The organism is Fodinibius sediminis, from assembly GCF_900182555.1.
GTDB lineage: Bacteria > Bacteroidota > Rhodothermia > Balneolales > Balneolaceae > Fodinibius > Fodinibius sediminis.
Map to the genome: position 1 here is coordinate 146,972 of NZ_FXTH01000010.1, position 16,019 is coordinate 162,990.

10 protein-coding genes are annotated in these 16,019 nt (G+C 50.7%); all 10 read right to left on the bottom strand.

Translation table 11 applies throughout. The features are described from left to right. Positions 1-5: 5 nt before the first annotated feature. Genes FN808_RS12270 through FN808_RS12310 form a run of 10 tightly spaced genes read right to left on the bottom strand, consistent with a single transcriptional unit; the run spans position 6 to position 16,018 of the window. Complete coding sequence (locus FN808_RS12270; RefSeq protein ID WP_142714891.1) at positions 6-3,740, bottom strand: carboxypeptidase-like regulatory domain-containing protein; 3,735 nt, start codon at positions 3,738-3,740, stop codon at positions 6-8. A gap of 11 nt (positions 3,741-3,751) precedes the next feature. Next, the gene (locus FN808_RS12275; protein ID WP_142714892.1) at positions 3,752-8,488 is read right to left on the bottom strand and encodes a baseplate wedge protein; all 4,737 of its coding nucleotides are present in this window, start codon (positions 8,486-8,488) and stop codon (positions 3,752-3,754) included. Positions 8,489-8,504: 16 nt separating this feature from the next. Continuing rightward, on the bottom strand, positions 8,505-11,753 hold the full coding sequence (locus FN808_RS12280; RefSeq protein WP_142714893.1) for a baseplate J/gp47 family protein: 3,249 nt from the start codon (positions 11,751-11,753) through the stop codon (positions 8,505-8,507). Continuing rightward, positions 11,750-12,178 (bottom strand): GPW/gp25 family protein, encoded by a 429-nt coding sequence (locus FN808_RS12285; RefSeq protein WP_142714894.1) that lies wholly within the window; start codon positions 12,176-12,178, stop codon positions 11,750-11,752. Before FN808_RS12285 ends, FN808_RS12280 begins: the two co-directional genes overlap by 4 nt. Positions 12,179-12,185: 7 nt before the next feature. Beyond that, on the bottom strand, positions 12,186-12,467 hold the full coding sequence (locus FN808_RS12290) for a PAAR domain-containing protein (protein WP_142714895.1): 282 nt from the start codon (positions 12,465-12,467) through the stop codon (positions 12,186-12,188). Between the two features lie 15 nt (positions 12,468-12,482). Then, positions 12,483-14,231, bottom strand: a complete 1,749-nt coding sequence (vgrG, locus tag FN808_RS12295) for a type VI secretion system tip protein VgrG (protein WP_142714896.1) — start codon at positions 14,229-14,231, stop codon at positions 12,483-12,485. After that, on the bottom strand, positions 14,231-14,944 hold the full coding sequence (locus FN808_RS12300) for a CIS tube protein (RefSeq protein WP_142714897.1): 714 nt from the start codon (positions 14,942-14,944) through the stop codon (positions 14,231-14,233). Before FN808_RS12300 ends, vgrG begins: the two co-directional genes overlap by 1 nt. Continuing rightward, on the bottom strand, positions 14,944-15,102 hold the full coding sequence (locus tag FN808_RS18925; protein WP_185958381.1) for a DUF5908 family protein: 159 nt from the start codon (positions 15,100-15,102) through the stop codon (positions 14,944-14,946). The genes FN808_RS12300 and FN808_RS18925 overlap by 1 nt, the downstream gene beginning before the upstream one ends. 24 nt (positions 15,103-15,126) lie before the next feature. Then, positions 15,127-15,573: a phage tail protein gene (locus FN808_RS12305; protein ID WP_142714898.1), complete on the bottom strand. Its 447-nt coding sequence runs from the start codon at positions 15,571-15,573 to the stop codon at positions 15,127-15,129. A 10-nt stretch (positions 15,574-15,583) separates the two neighbouring features. After that, positions 15,584-16,018 (bottom strand): phage tail protein, encoded by a 435-nt coding sequence (locus tag FN808_RS12310; protein ID WP_142714899.1) that lies wholly within the window; start codon positions 16,016-16,018, stop codon positions 15,584-15,586. Position 16,019: the final 1 nt, after the last annotated feature.

Here is a 16,019-nt window from a genome sequence, read left to right on the forward strand (position 1 = left end):
TCGATCTACTTGAGCTTCAGGTTGTCGTTGAGGTTATTTTTAAAGTCCTCGCTGATATAGCCCTTCGACTTTTGTTTCCACTCATCAACGGTCTTTTTCATGTCGAGGTCAGACTCGGCATTGAAGATGGTGGATGATTCTTTCAATACATCCCTGGTCGTGCTGCTCAGCTCTTTCGGCTGACTGTAAGCCAGACGGTTTAAATAGGCTTCGGTTAGATTTTTCAGTGCCTCCCTGTGGAGCTCTTTTTCCCTTCCACTGGTGTTTTGAATGGCCTGGACCAGTTCATTTCTCCGCGTGTTATATTCATTATTCAGTTTAACCACATTGATATCCTCTTCATCGGAGAACATCTCAATCGCAGAGGCTGTTTTGGTTATGGTGGTTATCTCCTCTTTGGCTTCCCGCTTTTCGATATCAGCCGCCCTTTCCTTGGCATTGGTCATACTTGCAGCATAATATTTCTTAATTTTTCTGGCGTCTTCCGTGTCATCTTCTATTTCATGGGCTTTCAGTATCCGCTCATAATTGATATGAATATCGTCGGCCTGGTTCAGGACAAGACTTACGGTATTTGTTCCCGTTCCCACCGTTATGTCTTTTGTATCATTTATGTAGCCCACATACGATGCAACCAGCGTCTGATCTCCCAGCGGTACGTCTGATAAACGGAACGCCCCATTAAGATCTGATGTAGCTCCAATAGCCTCACCCTCCACGGTTACTTTGCCCCCCACCAGCGGTTCCCGGTTACCCTGTACATCGACACCTTCCACTGTTCCGGTGACTATGCCTGTCTGTGGCTTGGTACTACGTTCCACGGGTATGAAAACAGTGACTGTATCATTGCCGACCACTTCCTGCCTGTTCAAATCTTTGATTTCATAATTGAATTCATCAATGATAAAAAAGTCGTCGGTACGCTGAATTTCCGCTGCCACTTTCTGGAGATCCACCTCATACACCAGAACCTGCTTGGTTTTGGTGTTATCCGGTTCATACGGATCTTCCCTGAATGAAGGAGTCCCAAAATTCGGGCTGCTCGTTATGTCGGCTTCATAGACAGCCGGATCATACAGATCATTGATAAGCTGAATTTCCACATTATCATAACCATTGATATCCATCAGATTATCGGGCTTGGCAACAGCGGTAACCGGCGGAGCAAACGGATCGAGTGTAACAGCTTCCGAAGGGACATCTTCGCATTCATCACAGCAGATGAACGGGAGCGTAAAATCGGCAACAACAAGCCCCTCCAGCTCCGCAGCCATCTCGAGATACTGCTCGAAATCCAGGTTTTGGTCCCCTGAACCGAACGGAAATTTTGAAAGTTCCTTTATGTTCCTCAACCTCTCATCTGCACTGCCATTATCTGCAACACCCTCCATCTGGTGGGGCAGCTGGTAGGCCAACAGGAACGTCTGTCCCGGCGCAACGCCAGCCTTATGATCGGCTCCCGGATGATGGTCGCGAAATCGGGAGAGTTGCAACGATTTCACCAGGGCTTCCCTCCGCTCCTGCAGCGTGTCATTGAGAATACGGATGGTGATATAGGGATAGATAGCTACAAAAGACAGCAACCGGTGTACGGCTGCTATAATATAAAGGTACAGTAACACTACCATCCGCATCTCAGGTGTTGTAGCATAACCTGCAATCCATTTCATAATATTTACAACCACCCGCAGGGCACATTTATAATGGGTGAGCCAGGCTTCCATATCAAAATCGCGGAGGTCGCGGGGCATTGCGTCAATTAGCTGATGCAGGCAGTTGTTCAATGAGGAAAAAAGATCCCGGATGGAGGTATCGGTATAGCTCGCGTAAGCGGCCGTCCGCGGCTGGTATGCCGGGCTGCCGGCCCGCTCGAGGTTTCTCATTGCCGAATAAAACCGGTTGGCTGACTCATCAAGCCGGGAGGGATCCGCCCCCGTAAAAATATTGGTAAAGTCGGATATGTTCAGGTTGATATCCCCCATCCCGCTGAAGGCAAAATTACTCCTTTTGCGAGAAGCAGAAGGTTCAGCTGTGATCATATTGCGATTCAGGATAGCCCGCTCGGCTGTTTTGCTACTGCGGACGAGATTCTTTAGAAACAGCAAAACCTTGTTGCGCCAGATTGAATACTGTGGCTGCAGATCTTCAACAAGGCAGTCCGGCAACGGTTTTTCCTCCATCAGGTCACCAAAGTAGACCTTCTTAATATCAAAAGAGAGGTTGTTCGCATTTTTTATTTCCCGTAGTGCAGCTTCCGCCTTGTCAACATCTTTACTGATGTGACCTTCAATCCGAAGAAAGTTATAGGGGTCGAGATCATATTTCAGCGGTGTCGCTATGGGATTATCCCGGTCGGAGTTCGGTTGATGATTGTCATAGGAAAGCTGAAGAGGCATTTCTTCAGTTCGGCATTGTCGCTGCAAATCAAAGTCCCAGTTGTTTTCCAGCGTGCCCAGTTCCTCGAAGCCGCTTTCCCGGCTGGCATCGTAATAGAAAGGAATGGCCCGGTCGGAAATAAAGCTTTTTTTCTCGCAGCTGGGGGTTATTTTGATCTCCCGCTCCCATGGATCCTCCAGCCGTTCCAAGTCAAAGCTTTCCCACAACAGCACCAGCCGCTTGTGTAGCATCCGGACCCTGTCAGCCAGGTTACGCTGCCTACTGAACACAGGTGACGCAACAAACTCGTTCCGAAATTCAACATCATCACACAAGTCCCCGCTTTTGGCGCACGCTTTCCCCAGCATCAGGTGTTTGGGAAAACGCGACCTGTCGGGACAGCAGGCCCCACTGAGATCAAAGGCAGTGAGCCGAAATTCTTCATAGGCCAGCATCAGGTCCTTCACAAAGTCATAGAAATACTGTATTCCGAATACCGGCTCAGAAAAATCGGAATAGGACGCCAGGTACGCCTCAAATTCCTCTTTGATTTCTTTGAGCATATCATCTTCAAATGGGTTAGCCGGATACAGCTCCTCAAGCACAGGCTCATATACCTCATACGTTTGATAAAGGGCTTCGTACAGGGGTTCCCAAACCTCGTCGATGGCTTCCAGGTATTCTCCAGCCATCCCGATATAATAGCGCGACGCCGGGGTTCCGGGCCGGATCAGTGCCCGCTTGACCTGCAGAACGGGCAGGTCATACTTTGCCGGGTAGGCCGCCTCCAGCAGTCCCCCGTTGATCCGTTCTTTCACTTTCTCAAGCTCCTCTTTCGAAATCACGAGTTTACGCAGGGAGATAATGCGGTCAATCCCCAGCTCGTCACAGCTTTTGCCCAGGCAGGATTTCAGGTCTTTGTCATAACACTCCAGGAATAACAGGACAATTTTATCATCCAGAAAGTCTTCACTCAACTCGGTCACCGTATCCTCGGGATCAACTTCAGCCTCTTCAGTCAGCAGTTCGTAGAGCTCCACGTCCTGTAATTGAGTCACCGGGTCTTCAAACGGGGGATAGCTAACACTGTTCGGTTTGTCATAGGTACGGTATTGCGTAGTCACACAGTCGCCAATAGTGATAAGATGTCCCTCGGAAGTGACGCCCACCCCCTTGGTAATGGTCAGTTCATCGTTCTCGGAAGAACAGACAATATCCATACCGCAAACAACGCCGATACCGATCAGGGTGACGCGGGTCAGGCGATTTTGCTGGTTGAGGTAGTTCTGCAGCTGATTCAGCTGACTACTGGTAAGAACCTGATTGTCCTCGAAGACCGGATAATTGTTGATTAAAGTACTCATAACGTGATGATTTAAAAGGTTCCTAATACAGAATTATTTAAAATGACGGCCCCATCCAGTGTATCATCTTCCTCACAGTCATGAAGGGTTCCCGTGGGATATACGTTGCGCATACGGGTCAGAATGTCAATCAAGCCATCCAGAGCCTCGGAAATGCCTGCAGGACCGACATCCTGTGAATTGACGGCTACCAACCACTGTTTGTACCTCTTCTCAAATTCACGCATATGCTCACAGCTTATCCAGCAGATGTTCAGCATCACATGAGCGGGAGCTTCCATGCGGAGCCGCTTTTCCGCAAACTTCCTGAAATCCATGTTCACAAAGCGACCCGGCCAATAAGGGACGACCACACTGACCACATAGGAGTAGGGATCCTTGATCTTGCAGGTTTCGCAGTCCTGGTCCAGGTGGATCGGCAGCAGCCGGTCCTTCACCCATTTCTGAACTTTATAAATAGTGATGATCACCTGCTCTCCCGCCTCCTCAACCTCCGAGACCAGGTACACCCCGTCATTCCGCTGATCCTGAGAGTCCCTTATTTCAATCTCGCTGTCTTTTCCGAGCAGCGCCGCATCGGGGTCGGAAACAATAATTTGGTGTTCCGACGCCCCAATGCTGTCAATTGATGCTTGTTTCCTGTAGGAAACTACGCCGGCAGTGAAGGAATTCGCCGGCAAGTCAAACAGGATGGCATCCTGCACATCTTCGCTCTCCACTTCTACAACAGACGCTCCCTCCTGCAGGCTGACATCCCTGACGATATATTCTCCGTCATTGAAGCTGCCGCCGTTCACGCGGAGCGTATCACCACCGACCAGTTCCGTGCTGATATCGCCAGCTACGGTAAAAGTATTGGTTTCAGCACTGGCTTCGGTCACGGGGAGTCTCTTCCAGAAACACAGCTCTCCGGCCGGCGAAGCACTCTCATCCATCACCGGTTCTTCAACATCCACAAATAATTGCTGGTCGGTACGGGGACGCAGCAACAGATGCTCCAGCACGTGGAAGCCTTCATGAGAGAAGAACGTATCCTCAATAAATCCGATCGAATCTGCGACGGCCTGTTTCCCCCTGCCTCCCCTTATTACAAAGGCATTCGTCTCAATACCAGTAATATTGTAGGCCTTGCGCAGGGAGCCTTCCGTTTCATCCTGTGAGATCATCTCGTCCAGCTTAAGATATATTTTGTCTCCCGATCGCCGAATCGTTTGGACCGTAAAAACCCCGTTGTTATCCTCCGTGTCCCTGAGCTCCACCGTATCTCCTTCATAAATTTCAGGATCCAGATCGGTCAGAATGACATTCCTGCTTTCTTTCTCAATGAAGGAGATATCGTAGGATTCGCCCATGGTCAGGCGGCCGTCGAAAACCGAAGAAGGCGGAGCCGGATCAACCTCGATAGTTACATGGGGTCCATCAGCCACAGCGCTGACAATGTCGTACTCTCCATCATTGGCCGTAGAGCCATGCACATGGATGGTGCCCGGGGACAAGGCCTTTATATCGTCGGCCAGTGCCTGATTGAAATCGGTATCGACACTCCGGGCAATATCTTCTCCGCGGGCATTACGGATTAGAAAAGAGTAGGGAGAATATGGAGCGCTTTCGGGATCAAGACGGTAGGTCTGCCGGTGCGCACCGTGATTAACCAGATCCCACAGAATATCGTGCAGCGCCGATTTCGCTTTCTGCAGAACCTCTTCCTCGGGATCGTCTTTCTCAGTTTCACGGGTTACCGATCCGGTCAACAGTTCGTGTTCTTCCGTAAATTCAAATGCCTTTTTGTATAGCGTATAGCTGACCGTATAAGTCGGTGGAGCGTCGGGAAGGGGCGACATATCCACCCTAATTTCATGATCGATATAATTTTCGAGCGGACACGTCAGGTTCTTGCGATTTGCTTCGGGATTTCCGTACAGTTCTTCCTTAAACAGCGCCACCAGCTGGTCGATGGCCGTATCGGCATCTCCGCCGGCTGTCTCACTGGTATAATTCCTGTTTTCGCTGACGCCCAGCAGCTTGTCTCCGCAGCGGAGTACAAAATGGAACCCTCCGCTGTCGGTTGCCCGGATCTCATAGTTTTGTTTAAACACGCCCGTTACAATCATTTGTTCCATATGGGCCCGCGCAACACCCTCAGACTCAAAATCCTGATCGGCATACATCACTGTGGTCGAAGAACCATCCTCGATAATCACCCGGTAGACCGATGTAGAAGGATTGGCAATAATAAAAGGATCGCGGAAGACAAGCTCTTCGGCCTCTTTGGGGGACATCCCCAGCAGCAGACCCCCCCGCTTTTCGAGTCCGGCCCCATTGTTGACATGCCAGATACTGCATTTGTCGCGGTAGTTGATGGCCATGCCCCTTCCGCTGCTTAATTCGGGATATTGCCCCAGAAAATTCAGCTTGTCGTCAATCATCTCCCGCGGCGCCTTCGGACCCGATATTTTGGAAGAGAGCATTGCATAGTCGGCAAACGTCTCCGCAAATCGTCCCAGCAAGTGGTCCAGAAACTTGTTGCGCCGTCGCTCAAAAAGCTGAGTATCTTCGGTTATCTGCTGCAGCGTTTCTTCATGATCGTTCAGATCGCGGTACAGCGGTCCCCCGTCCGGTACAACATCGCTAAGCGGCTGGGTGTAATAGGTTTTGTCGATATGGGTATCCCCGATCCGGCTCTCCATCGTAAACAGATGCTTCACATTGGCTACCTGTGCCAGGTAGTTGGCCAGGAACTGGTCGAACAGGAGCAGGTAGCCCTTCAATTGAGCAACCTGGATCTTGCGCTGCTCCCTGTCGCCGGGAGAGAGTTCCGCCAGTCCGGGAATTCCTTCCGAGCCCACGCCATAGACAAGGGGAAAATCTTCCTGGATACTGGTGTAATCGGCTGGATCCCGATACTGTCCGATCGGGACGGACAGATCCTGTTTGGGATAACGGATTTTCTGCCCGCGTTCTTCAGACCCAAACTCTTGAATAAGAGTTTCAACCTCTGCATCATTCGCATGGAATGGCAGATCATCTTTATGATAGGTGAGTTTGGAGTTTTCGGTATTCAGCCGAGGTACATAATCATGATCAAAGGCCAGCTCCAGGCACCAGCGTACGCTTTTGGATTCAATATCGAAATCATTGTTCTGCGGACGGTTAGCAATCTGGATCTCCTTGACAGAAACAACCCCCTCAACGTCCATGATGATCTGAATAAGATCGGACACGCGGATCACTTTTTTACGATCGGCCGAGGCCAGCTCCTCCTCGTCAATGAAGCCGTGTTTCAGGAGGGGACCTTCAAAGATTTGATCAACAGTGAGGCAGTCTTTTTCCTCGAAACGCCCCCTGATCAGATATGCGTCTTCCTGAAGGTCATTTCCCAACAGCTGTTCCGCCACTTCAATCTCATATCTGTTCACCTCATCGTGATTAGGATCCACGCAGCGCACCGTGAACTCCTGCGGACTGGCGCCCAGCCCGAAAACTGTAATCGTCTCATCCTTGACCGGCAACTTATCATTATCTGCTGCCTCAACGGTAAATAATTGTTTAGCCGGATTTATCTCTACGATATCAAATGGAGTGCCCCTCCGGCATTTATTGCGCATCTCCTCCAACGTATAGAAATGCACGGTGGGCGATAAAAACCGGGATATCAGGTGAAAAATGTGGGCCTCTACCCGGTCAACGTCGGCGGAAGGAGCAATTTCAATATCGGCACAAAGAATGATCTCTTCCACTCTTACGGCCCGGAACCGAAAAAAATCTTCACAGAGATTCCGGTTGGCCTGTAACCGGGACCGGGCGGCCGCCACGATTTCGAAAATCTTGTTCACCTTCTCGATGTAGAGGGCCAGCAGACCCGTGTCCGGATGGTACAGGAAATTGTTCAGCTTGTCGATGATCTCTGTTATTCCCGCAATGGCGCTGCTGGTGCCCCCGGATGTTTTGTTTCCCTTTAAAATGATTTTATTCAGGTTCGAGACCACCGGCGTAAGCGAATAATTACCAGGGAGGTTAGCAATATCGATCTGTATGGACTGAATGTTACTGCGCACGCTGACAGGATCGTCCCAGTCGACCCCGGAATGATCCCACACCGGAAACTGAATTTTGATGTTGAAAATAAGTCCTTCAAGTGTGCTGTCCAGCGGGTGCTCATAGAGCACGAACTCCTCTTCTATAGTATTCTCGTTGAGATCACCAAATTTCTCGCACTCATCAAATTCCAGCAGTACATCGTATAATGTTTTTATATAGTAACTCTCCTGCTCCCCTTTACCCGAAACCGGATCGAGCGAAAGCTGGCTGTCTTTGGTATTGACGAAAATCTCTTCCTCAGCCTCATCCGACTTTTGAAGCCAGGCATTTTTGACGCCGGCATAACGGCAGCCCTCATCTTCTTTGTCCACTACTTCCACATCGATCAACAGCTTGCGGTAGTCCTGGAGGGTCAGGGGACGGTTGGGCAGAATCCTGGCCGCCGTGTAGAAATTGCCGGGATCGGGATCACTGGCCTTCTCCCGGGCCAGCAGATCCTTTATATCGAAACGGCTGCGATACCCCAGATCAGTGATGGCATAGCTGAGCACCTCCAGTATGGTGATACCAGGGTCGTGACTGTTGTAATCGGTCCATAGCTTGCCAGCCATCTCCTGAATATGCTGGATCGCCAGTTCACGAAGCGTATCGTACTGCATGCTTTTAAATTCAGATGGCTTTTTCGATATGGTCAGCGAACTGTCTTCCATGTTTCCTTTTAAAAAATTAGCCAGTCGATTCTTCCGACAATGATGTTATTTCTTCCTGACAGGGGCAGTCGTCGGCCGAAATCCATTCCTCGGAACTTTTAATGACGTTATCCTCACAGTCACAGTCTTCAGAAGAGAAGTCAATGACATTGATTTTATGGCTTTCCGCCGATCCCAGGATAGAAACGGCCGTCGTTGCCCTTATTTCCTCCACATCCTTACTGGAGTTATTCTCTGGATCAGTGGGAACAATATGGTACATCTTAAAACAGCTGACGTAATCCACATATGGACGCTCCTCCACAAAATTCAGGATCATCGATTTGTGAATACGCCCCGAGAAGGAGATGTCGGTACCGCAATCCGACGACCACGGTGCAAGATATTCTTTAAGGTCTTCCTGCAACTTCTGTTTGTAGAAACCAGTATCCGGGGAACGGAATTTTACGCTGAAGTCAGCCATAACCTCCTCATAAATCGGATTTTTGACATGCAAATCGACACTTTCGGAGATAATGGTCTGCAGGTACCGATCTATTTCATCAAGGATATTCAGGCTGGTCATGGGACGCAGGGGATCCACAGCGTTTTTATTTTGTACATTTGAAACTACAATGCAGGTAACATGACCCGGCGCCATTTCCGAGTAGTCGGTCAGGTTACCCCCAAAACGCGTATGGTTGATGCATTTTACCTTGTACACCGACGGAAACCGCTGCAAAATAATATGTTCATAATCCCAGATGGCAATAGCCCGCTGCTTGTGGCGGAGCCGTTCGCTCGTCCGCGTATAAAAAGCAGACTGTTGTTCCTTCACCTTGCCCCCGAAAGAAGCATAGGGCTGCATCACGCTGTCGATGGCCGAGTCGCTTCGTAGAAGCTTATTGATGGTTTCGGCTTCCAGCGGATCCTTCAGATGGTCCGGATCATTGCCCCGATCCTCAAAACGGGCAAGAACTGCCTGTGCCCTTACATCGATCAGACGGCAGACAGCATCCGAATTGGCCTCTACTGAGGCTTTGACCCAGTGTTTACCCGCAGGGAGCCGGTTGTTCTCATCAGTTGCATCCTTGGGAAAGGCAAACCGGATGATACCCGAGGTCAGCAGGTCGTTGGTCGTGTTAAAAAGAATGCTCTTTTGGTCAAATGTTCTCCACTCGTTATTGGAAAGATAGCTCCATTCGATATCGGGACTGGCTTTTACGGGGTTGGCACTTCCTTCGGCTACCTGGAAAAGCACCGACAGGCTTTGCGGGGGCTGCAGGTCGCTGATACCAACATAGAGGTTTCCTTCGTGGGTAAATCGGGGCATCAGGGGAGTGTTCTGCAGCGATCCGTCAACCGCCCACACTCCGAAGGGCTCGATATGGAAAAATTGTTCCACCTTATCGGCTTCTCCGGTAAGCGGATAGTCTACTTTGGAGACATAACTGAGCGAAAGATCCTGGACCACGGGTGTATAGGGCTGCCTGGGCAGATCCCCGGAGCCGCCTTTGGCCAGATCTATCGCTTTTTTCGCATAGGAATTTTGAAAGGAATTATGCCCGAAGTCCTGGTTTTTCAGGGTTATGCGAAGAAATCCCTTCTGGGTATCCACATTATAGCCAGTGAGTGAACCGAGTTCACTGTCTCTTGTTATGTTTTCAAGATCCGGGTTGTCAGACACACTTAACGTACTGCGGTCAGCATCAGGACCGGGTAGTTGTTCGGTATTACCCAGAGGATCTCCTTTCCCGTCGGTCAACAAATAGGTATTGCCCCTTAGTTGGTGCCAATTCTTTTCGTCCAGAATATCGATGTCTATTTGAAAGTCGTGGTTGCTTCTTAGCCAACCACTGACTGAATCCTGATAATTTTTATAATGATCCTTGAATCCCTCTTCATGCTGGGGTAAATCATTCCACCGAAACTTGACGTCCAGTGAGCTAAGCTTCTTCCGGAACACTTCCCGGCTCCCGATGTAGAAGTTGCTGCCCACATAGGGACGATTGCCGAATGGCAGAAAGGGCTTTCCTGCATCGAGCACCGCCTGATCGTTCTGGAGCACCAGGTTTTTTACGCCCTCCACATCCACTGTAATGTGAATGTTGGTCGCCTGGCAATCACGGAACAGGGAATAGGAAAAGGGATTTCGATCACGTCCCGGATCGAGCAATACTTTAATTACCGGCCAATTGGTGGAGAAAGGGTCCTCCAGCTCCTCTGGGTTGCAGCGGACAACAGCAGGATCAGCGGGGGTTAGACGGCAGGTAAGAACCAGCTGATAGTCGGAAGAAACGGGGTGGGCGGCTGCGCCGGTAATTTCGGCGGATATCCATTCTTTTTCCCCGCTGAACAGGATCTTGAAATCCTCGGGGTCCACGGTCTCATCCAGCTCTTCCTCCAGCGTGACCTTAAGGGTCACGGTCCGGTCCCCTTCGGCCATGAACAGGATGGGGGAAGCGAGGGCGAATCCCACCTCCGCCTGCTTGCGGTCCGGCTCGGCGGAATCGGGAGCGGAAGTGCCCAGCTTTGGGAAATGAGGTTCCCCAAACGTACGCCAGCTTTTTTCTTCGGTCTCGATGTCGGCACCCAGCCCGTCTGCCGAGTCAGCCACCGGAGATTTGAAAATACGGTGACTTACCTCCGGATCCGTTTCAAGGTCGCTGCTAAACCGGTCGTTAATATCCACAAAAACAGTTTTCAGTGATGCAATCTCGGCTTCACTGACCACGAGATCTCTTTCCACCTCGTAAATCCGTTCTACTCCGAGCGCATCTTTTCCCGCCTTCAGGGCGGTCCCCTCCTTTACCAAATGGCGGTCCACATGTTTGGCCAGCCTGAAAATAACAGAAACCTGATCAGACACCGCTGCCTTTTGCTCCAATTGCAGGACGTCCCGGTAGTAAAATTCAAGATGTCGACGGGTCAGCGTATTCAGGTCATCCTGAGCCGTTTTAAACATATAGAGGAAACCCAGAAACAGGGCAAGGTGCGGTGCAGCTTCCCCTGTCTCCTTCAGTTTTTGAATGAATTCCTCCAGCGAAAAATCCTGCCAGTCCCGGTCGGTAAACCTGAAGAAGTCATCCCACTCTCCGTCGGGAGCAGCGCTGTCGGACTCAAAGTAGTTGATCTCGCCCGCGAATTTGCGGGCGAAGTTGACCAAATCTTTCATACTTCGCTCATCCACCGGAGCATAGGATGGCAGCAACGTCTTCAGCAGTCGCTGGCGGCGGCTGGTGCCGTCCCGCACCAAAGGATTTTGAGACAGACAGTTTTCACTCATTGTTCGATATCCGTTCCTTCATTCAAATAAAAGGGAAATACCAGATTGGCCCGGGTATTGGTGGCAATGATGGTATAGTCGATGGTCAGTTCGATAAATCCATTCAGGGATTCCTGCACCGCATCCACATTATTCACATCCACACGGGGCTCGTGAACCAATATTGCTTTCTTGACTTCCTCTCCAACGAGGGTAGCCGTAGAAACATCCAGCGGTTCAAACATCAGGTCCTGAACCCTCGTACCGTAGCCGGGACGCATGATACGCTCTCCCTGTGTGGTGGAAAGCAGGATGGTGAGACTCTCCTTGATGTCATGCTCATACTGGCTGAGCTGTGCGGTCCCCTCCTTGAACTGTACGGGGAATTTCCATCCCCGTCCCAGAAAAGCCTTCCCCTGCTCCTTTTGATTGTTCGTGTCGGTCATATTTCTCCTAGCCTATCATTACTGTTGGTTCACCTGCGGCCGGACTGGCCCCGCATCCGCAGACATCCCCGACCCGCACGGCCGGTTTGCCGCCGATGAACACCGTGGCACTGCCCATTGAAAAGGGGGTCGGCGGATGCGGTCCGGACGGGGATGGCGGGATCGGGCATACATGCATGTCGCCCACAACGGCGGCTGGCATGCCCCCGATCAGTACGGTTGGCTCCCCGGGTCCCACGATGGTTCCTCCATGTGTACTTACATCTCCAAGTTTGGCTGCTGGTGGCATAAATCGAATTGTCTTTTAATTGATTTGAACGATAGATCCCTTGATCACGGCCGATGCGCTGGAGGATAGTTCCGCTCCCGAGGCGCCCTCGGCCTTGAAACTCATATTCGCTTTCTGATTAATATTGCTGCCTTCCAGTTTGATATCTCCGGTGGCCTCGAGGGATATATCCCCGGCACTTTTCAGGGTAATGGCCGAGGAATCCATCACCACCTCATTCCCGTTTTCATCTTTCAGGCTAATGCTGCCCTCATCGTCGCTGATCACCACCGTATTGCCATTGGGCGTCTCGATGGTGACACTTTTCTTGTCATCGTCGAACAACAACTTCAATTCCTCGCGGGTAATGATGCCTTTCTCATTATTCTCTTCAGTGGCAGTAATCGGAGCAGGTTTGGCACTGCTGTTCATCATTCCCAGGATAACCGGGTCACGCGGATCATCATTGATGAATCCGACAATTACTTCGTCATCCACTTCGGGACGAAAAAAGGTGCCTCGGTTTTCACCGGCATCGAGGGCGGCCACGCGGGCCCAGATGCCGCTGTCTTCGGGATCGATGATTGGCACGCGCACCTGTACGCGATCTTCCCCGTCCGGATCCTCGTGAATGGCGGTGACAACCCCGACCTGGAGTCCGTGTATACCCGGCAGCAGGCCCGAGGTGGGTTTCTCCATTACATTGTCATATAACTCCATAAGCCAGTCTGCCGACAGGCCGATTTGAATATCGGTATACCAGGAAGATTCCAGCCCGTAGTAATGAGCCACAGACGAAACAAAAGCCAGCCCGTTAAACCGGTCGCCCAGCCCGCCGAGCCGTACTACATCGCCCGGGCTGATCTCGGTCAGCCCCAACACCCGGATACGGCCTTTGATCTTGGCCAGTCTGCTTCGCAAAAATCGCGCATCCGCCCAATGCTGTACCTCCTCGGAATCCAAACGGCCGCTGTGCTGATACGGCAGCTGATCGAGGCCTATGACGGCGGCCAGATCATCGGCGTTTACATTCCCCTGCTCCGGAAGACCGGGTGACACAGCTTCCGATTCGATAACGGACTGCCGCGAGAAATCCCACGATTTGCCGGTAACCCCGTCAAACTGGTCGCGGGCATCCATTTCAGCATCAAACTCCTTGATATTTTGCCCGTATACCAGCTCAGCCACCGGTTCGGCAGACAGAGAGGGGGCTTTGACAGTGATCGTACCGTCATCCACAAAAACCAGTTTACCGTTTGCCTCGGCTCGGGTCACCATAAAATCCCAGTCGGTACAATAATATTGAACCATTTCTGCATGATTGACCGAAGTGCTTTCCACCTCCGCCTGCAGGCTGTACGGCTGGATAAGATTCTCAATGATGTCGGTGTCGGTCGAATCCTTGAAATACTTGTTTTTGCGTCCCACCGTCATTTTGACGGCCGGATCTTTCAACTCCACAATAAGCTGTGAAGACTCTTCAAACTGACTCTTGATTCCATGCTTGATAACGATACCGGAAAAAACGGTCTGCTGCTCATCACGATACCCCAACTGGATCTCTATTTCCGCACCCGGTACAAACTTTTCACTATTACTGGCGGGGAAATCCTCGCGCGGTAGATCCCCGTCCTTCAACACCAGCCGCGCGTGCGGTATCCTGTTGGCCGATTTGCTGATGGACAGAGAATGAATCATGAAATCGTGCGGCAATTCCGTTCCATCCGAAAAAATGGTATAGCGTGGATTATCAACCACGTTGTTATTGAGCAATCGGTTCAGCATCAGGTGCTCTGTTTATCAATGGGTGGGAGGATAAGCTCCATACCCGGATTAACATTTCTGAAATTCGTAATACCGTTTATTTCGGCAATCTGCAGATAGTATTTTGGATCGCCATAGACCTTTTCGGAGATTAATGGCAGCGTTTCCCCGGCCTTCACTACGCGTACATGCGTGAGATCAGCAGAAAAAAGCTTGTCGACAGCCGCCTGCAGGCCACGGGGACGATCGCCCTTGAATGTTGCATTTATTTTGGCCCTGAGGGGACGGCCCGAGGGGTTGAACATCATATATTCAATATCTGCACTAACCAGCCGACAGTCGAAAATGAAGGTTCCCCACACCAGTGTCAGTTTCGGCGGTTGATGTTCCTGGGCATCCCGCTCATGTGTAAGCTGAAGGAACAGCTCAATCTGAGCATCAACACCTCCCCGTTTACTGGCCGCTTCCCCCTGTATGGAATTGACCGAGGCACCGGTGGCGTCAAACAGGAATTCAAAAGACACCTCACTGCCCTCAATACGCTCAAAAGCCTGTTCTTCACCGCTGTCACCCGGTTCATACTGGGGTTGATAACGAGTGCTGACGCTCTTGGAGAATCGTTCCGGGTTATACATCACCGGGAACGGCCGGGGCGGTCCCTTCTTCTGCCCCTCATTGTCGGTGGCAAAGGAGAGAATCATCATTTTGGAAAGTTTGCCGTCGGTTAATCCCATCACCGCTCGTTTTTCAGTTTGATCATTTGCTGCAGCTGCTCCATCCTCCGATGCAGTTCATTAATGTGTTTGTTTCTCCCACGGTCCGGGCGCTCCGTTGACGTCTTCTCAGTATCAACGGTGGCCCTGATGACCAGTTCTTTGATTTCTATAGCCATAAAAACAGGTTGACGATTTATATTTCATACTTCCATGCGTTTGAAATACTGAAACGATAGTTCAATGGTTTCCACCACCACTTCATTCTGTTCGGCGTTGAAGTTTCCTATCGACCATTTGACCGGGTAGGCCTTCACAAAACTCCAGGACTCAAGGGGCTCGTGCTCGCTGTTGAGAAGTGTAACCAGCACATTCCGCGGATCAAACCTGAATGACTCCACAGCATCCCTGAACCATCCGATCATCTCCGAACCGACCAGCATGCCTCGTTTAAGCGTGAGTTTATCGTATGTGACCCGGTCGGGCAGGCGGTGTACAAAACGGTTTTCGCCGCCCTCCTTGTGAGTGAATTCTCCCACCGTGGCATTGATGCCGGAGACTTCCTGGAAGCTTATATCCCTGGTACCCGAGGTAAGGCCCTCGATATTGACCCGAAAATGAAACCCTACCGGAGGATAATAGCTTGCCATAATGTCTATTCTATGTGAATTCAATGGTTAACCCTTCATGACAGAGTTCAATCGACTCAACAGCCACCTCGTTACCGGTTGAATTCAGCGATGGCCCTTCCACTTTGCAGGGCCAGGCTTCTTTCACTTTCCAGACGGTGACCGGCTCATGCTCTTCATTAAGCAGACTGATGGTAATATCGCGGCGGTCAATATTGTTCATCTGTACGGTGTTGAGCCACTGAAAAAATTCGTTGTCGCCCCGGTATATGCCGCGTTTCAGGGTAATATTGCTATACTGCGGAATACCGGGCATCTTCGTTACCTGGTACTCTTTGGCATTGCCCTCGCGGTAATCGATAGACTGAAGTTCGACGGTGAGCCCCGAAACCTCGGTAAAACCAATGCGGGTGCCTCCCCATTCTACTTGAAAGTGAAAAGCGGATACTGGATAGTTAACAGCCATA

Bases quoted from the DNA above. Each gene is read 5' to 3' on its own strand.
- FN808_RS12270 (WP_142714891.1), bottom strand. From the start codon at position 3,740: ATGAGTACTTTAATCAACAATTATCCGGTCTTCGAGGACAATCAGGTT.
- FN808_RS12275 (WP_142714892.1), bottom strand. From the start codon at position 8,488: ATGGAAGACAGTTCGCTGACCATATCGAAAAAGCCATCTGAATTTAAA.
- FN808_RS12280 (WP_142714893.1), bottom strand. From the start codon at position 11,753: ATGAGTGAAAACTGTCTGTCTCAAAATCCTTTGGTGCGGGACGGCACC.
- FN808_RS12285 (WP_142714894.1), bottom strand. From the start codon at position 12,178: ATGACCGACACGAACAATCAAAAGGAGCAGGGGAAGGCTTTTCTGGGA.
- FN808_RS12290 (WP_142714895.1), bottom strand. From the start codon at position 12,467: ATGCCACCAGCAGCCAAACTTGGAGATGTAAGTACACATGGAGGAACC.
- vgrG (WP_142714896.1), bottom strand. From the start codon at position 14,231: ATGCTGAACCGATTGCTCAATAACAACGTGGTTGATAATCCACGCTAT.
- FN808_RS12300 (WP_142714897.1), bottom strand. From the start codon at position 14,944: ATGGGATTAACCGACGGCAAACTTTCCAAAATGATGATTCTCTCCTTT.
- FN808_RS18925 (WP_185958381.1), bottom strand. From the start codon at position 15,102: ATGGCTATAGAAATCAAAGAACTGGTCATCAGGGCCACCGTTGATACT.
- FN808_RS12305 (WP_142714898.1), bottom strand. From the start codon at position 15,573: ATGGCAAGCTATTATCCTCCGGTAGGGTTTCATTTTCGGGTCAATATC.
- FN808_RS12310 (WP_142714899.1), bottom strand. From the start codon at position 16,018: ATGGCTGTTAACTATCCAGTATCCGCTTTTCACTTTCAAGTAGAATGG.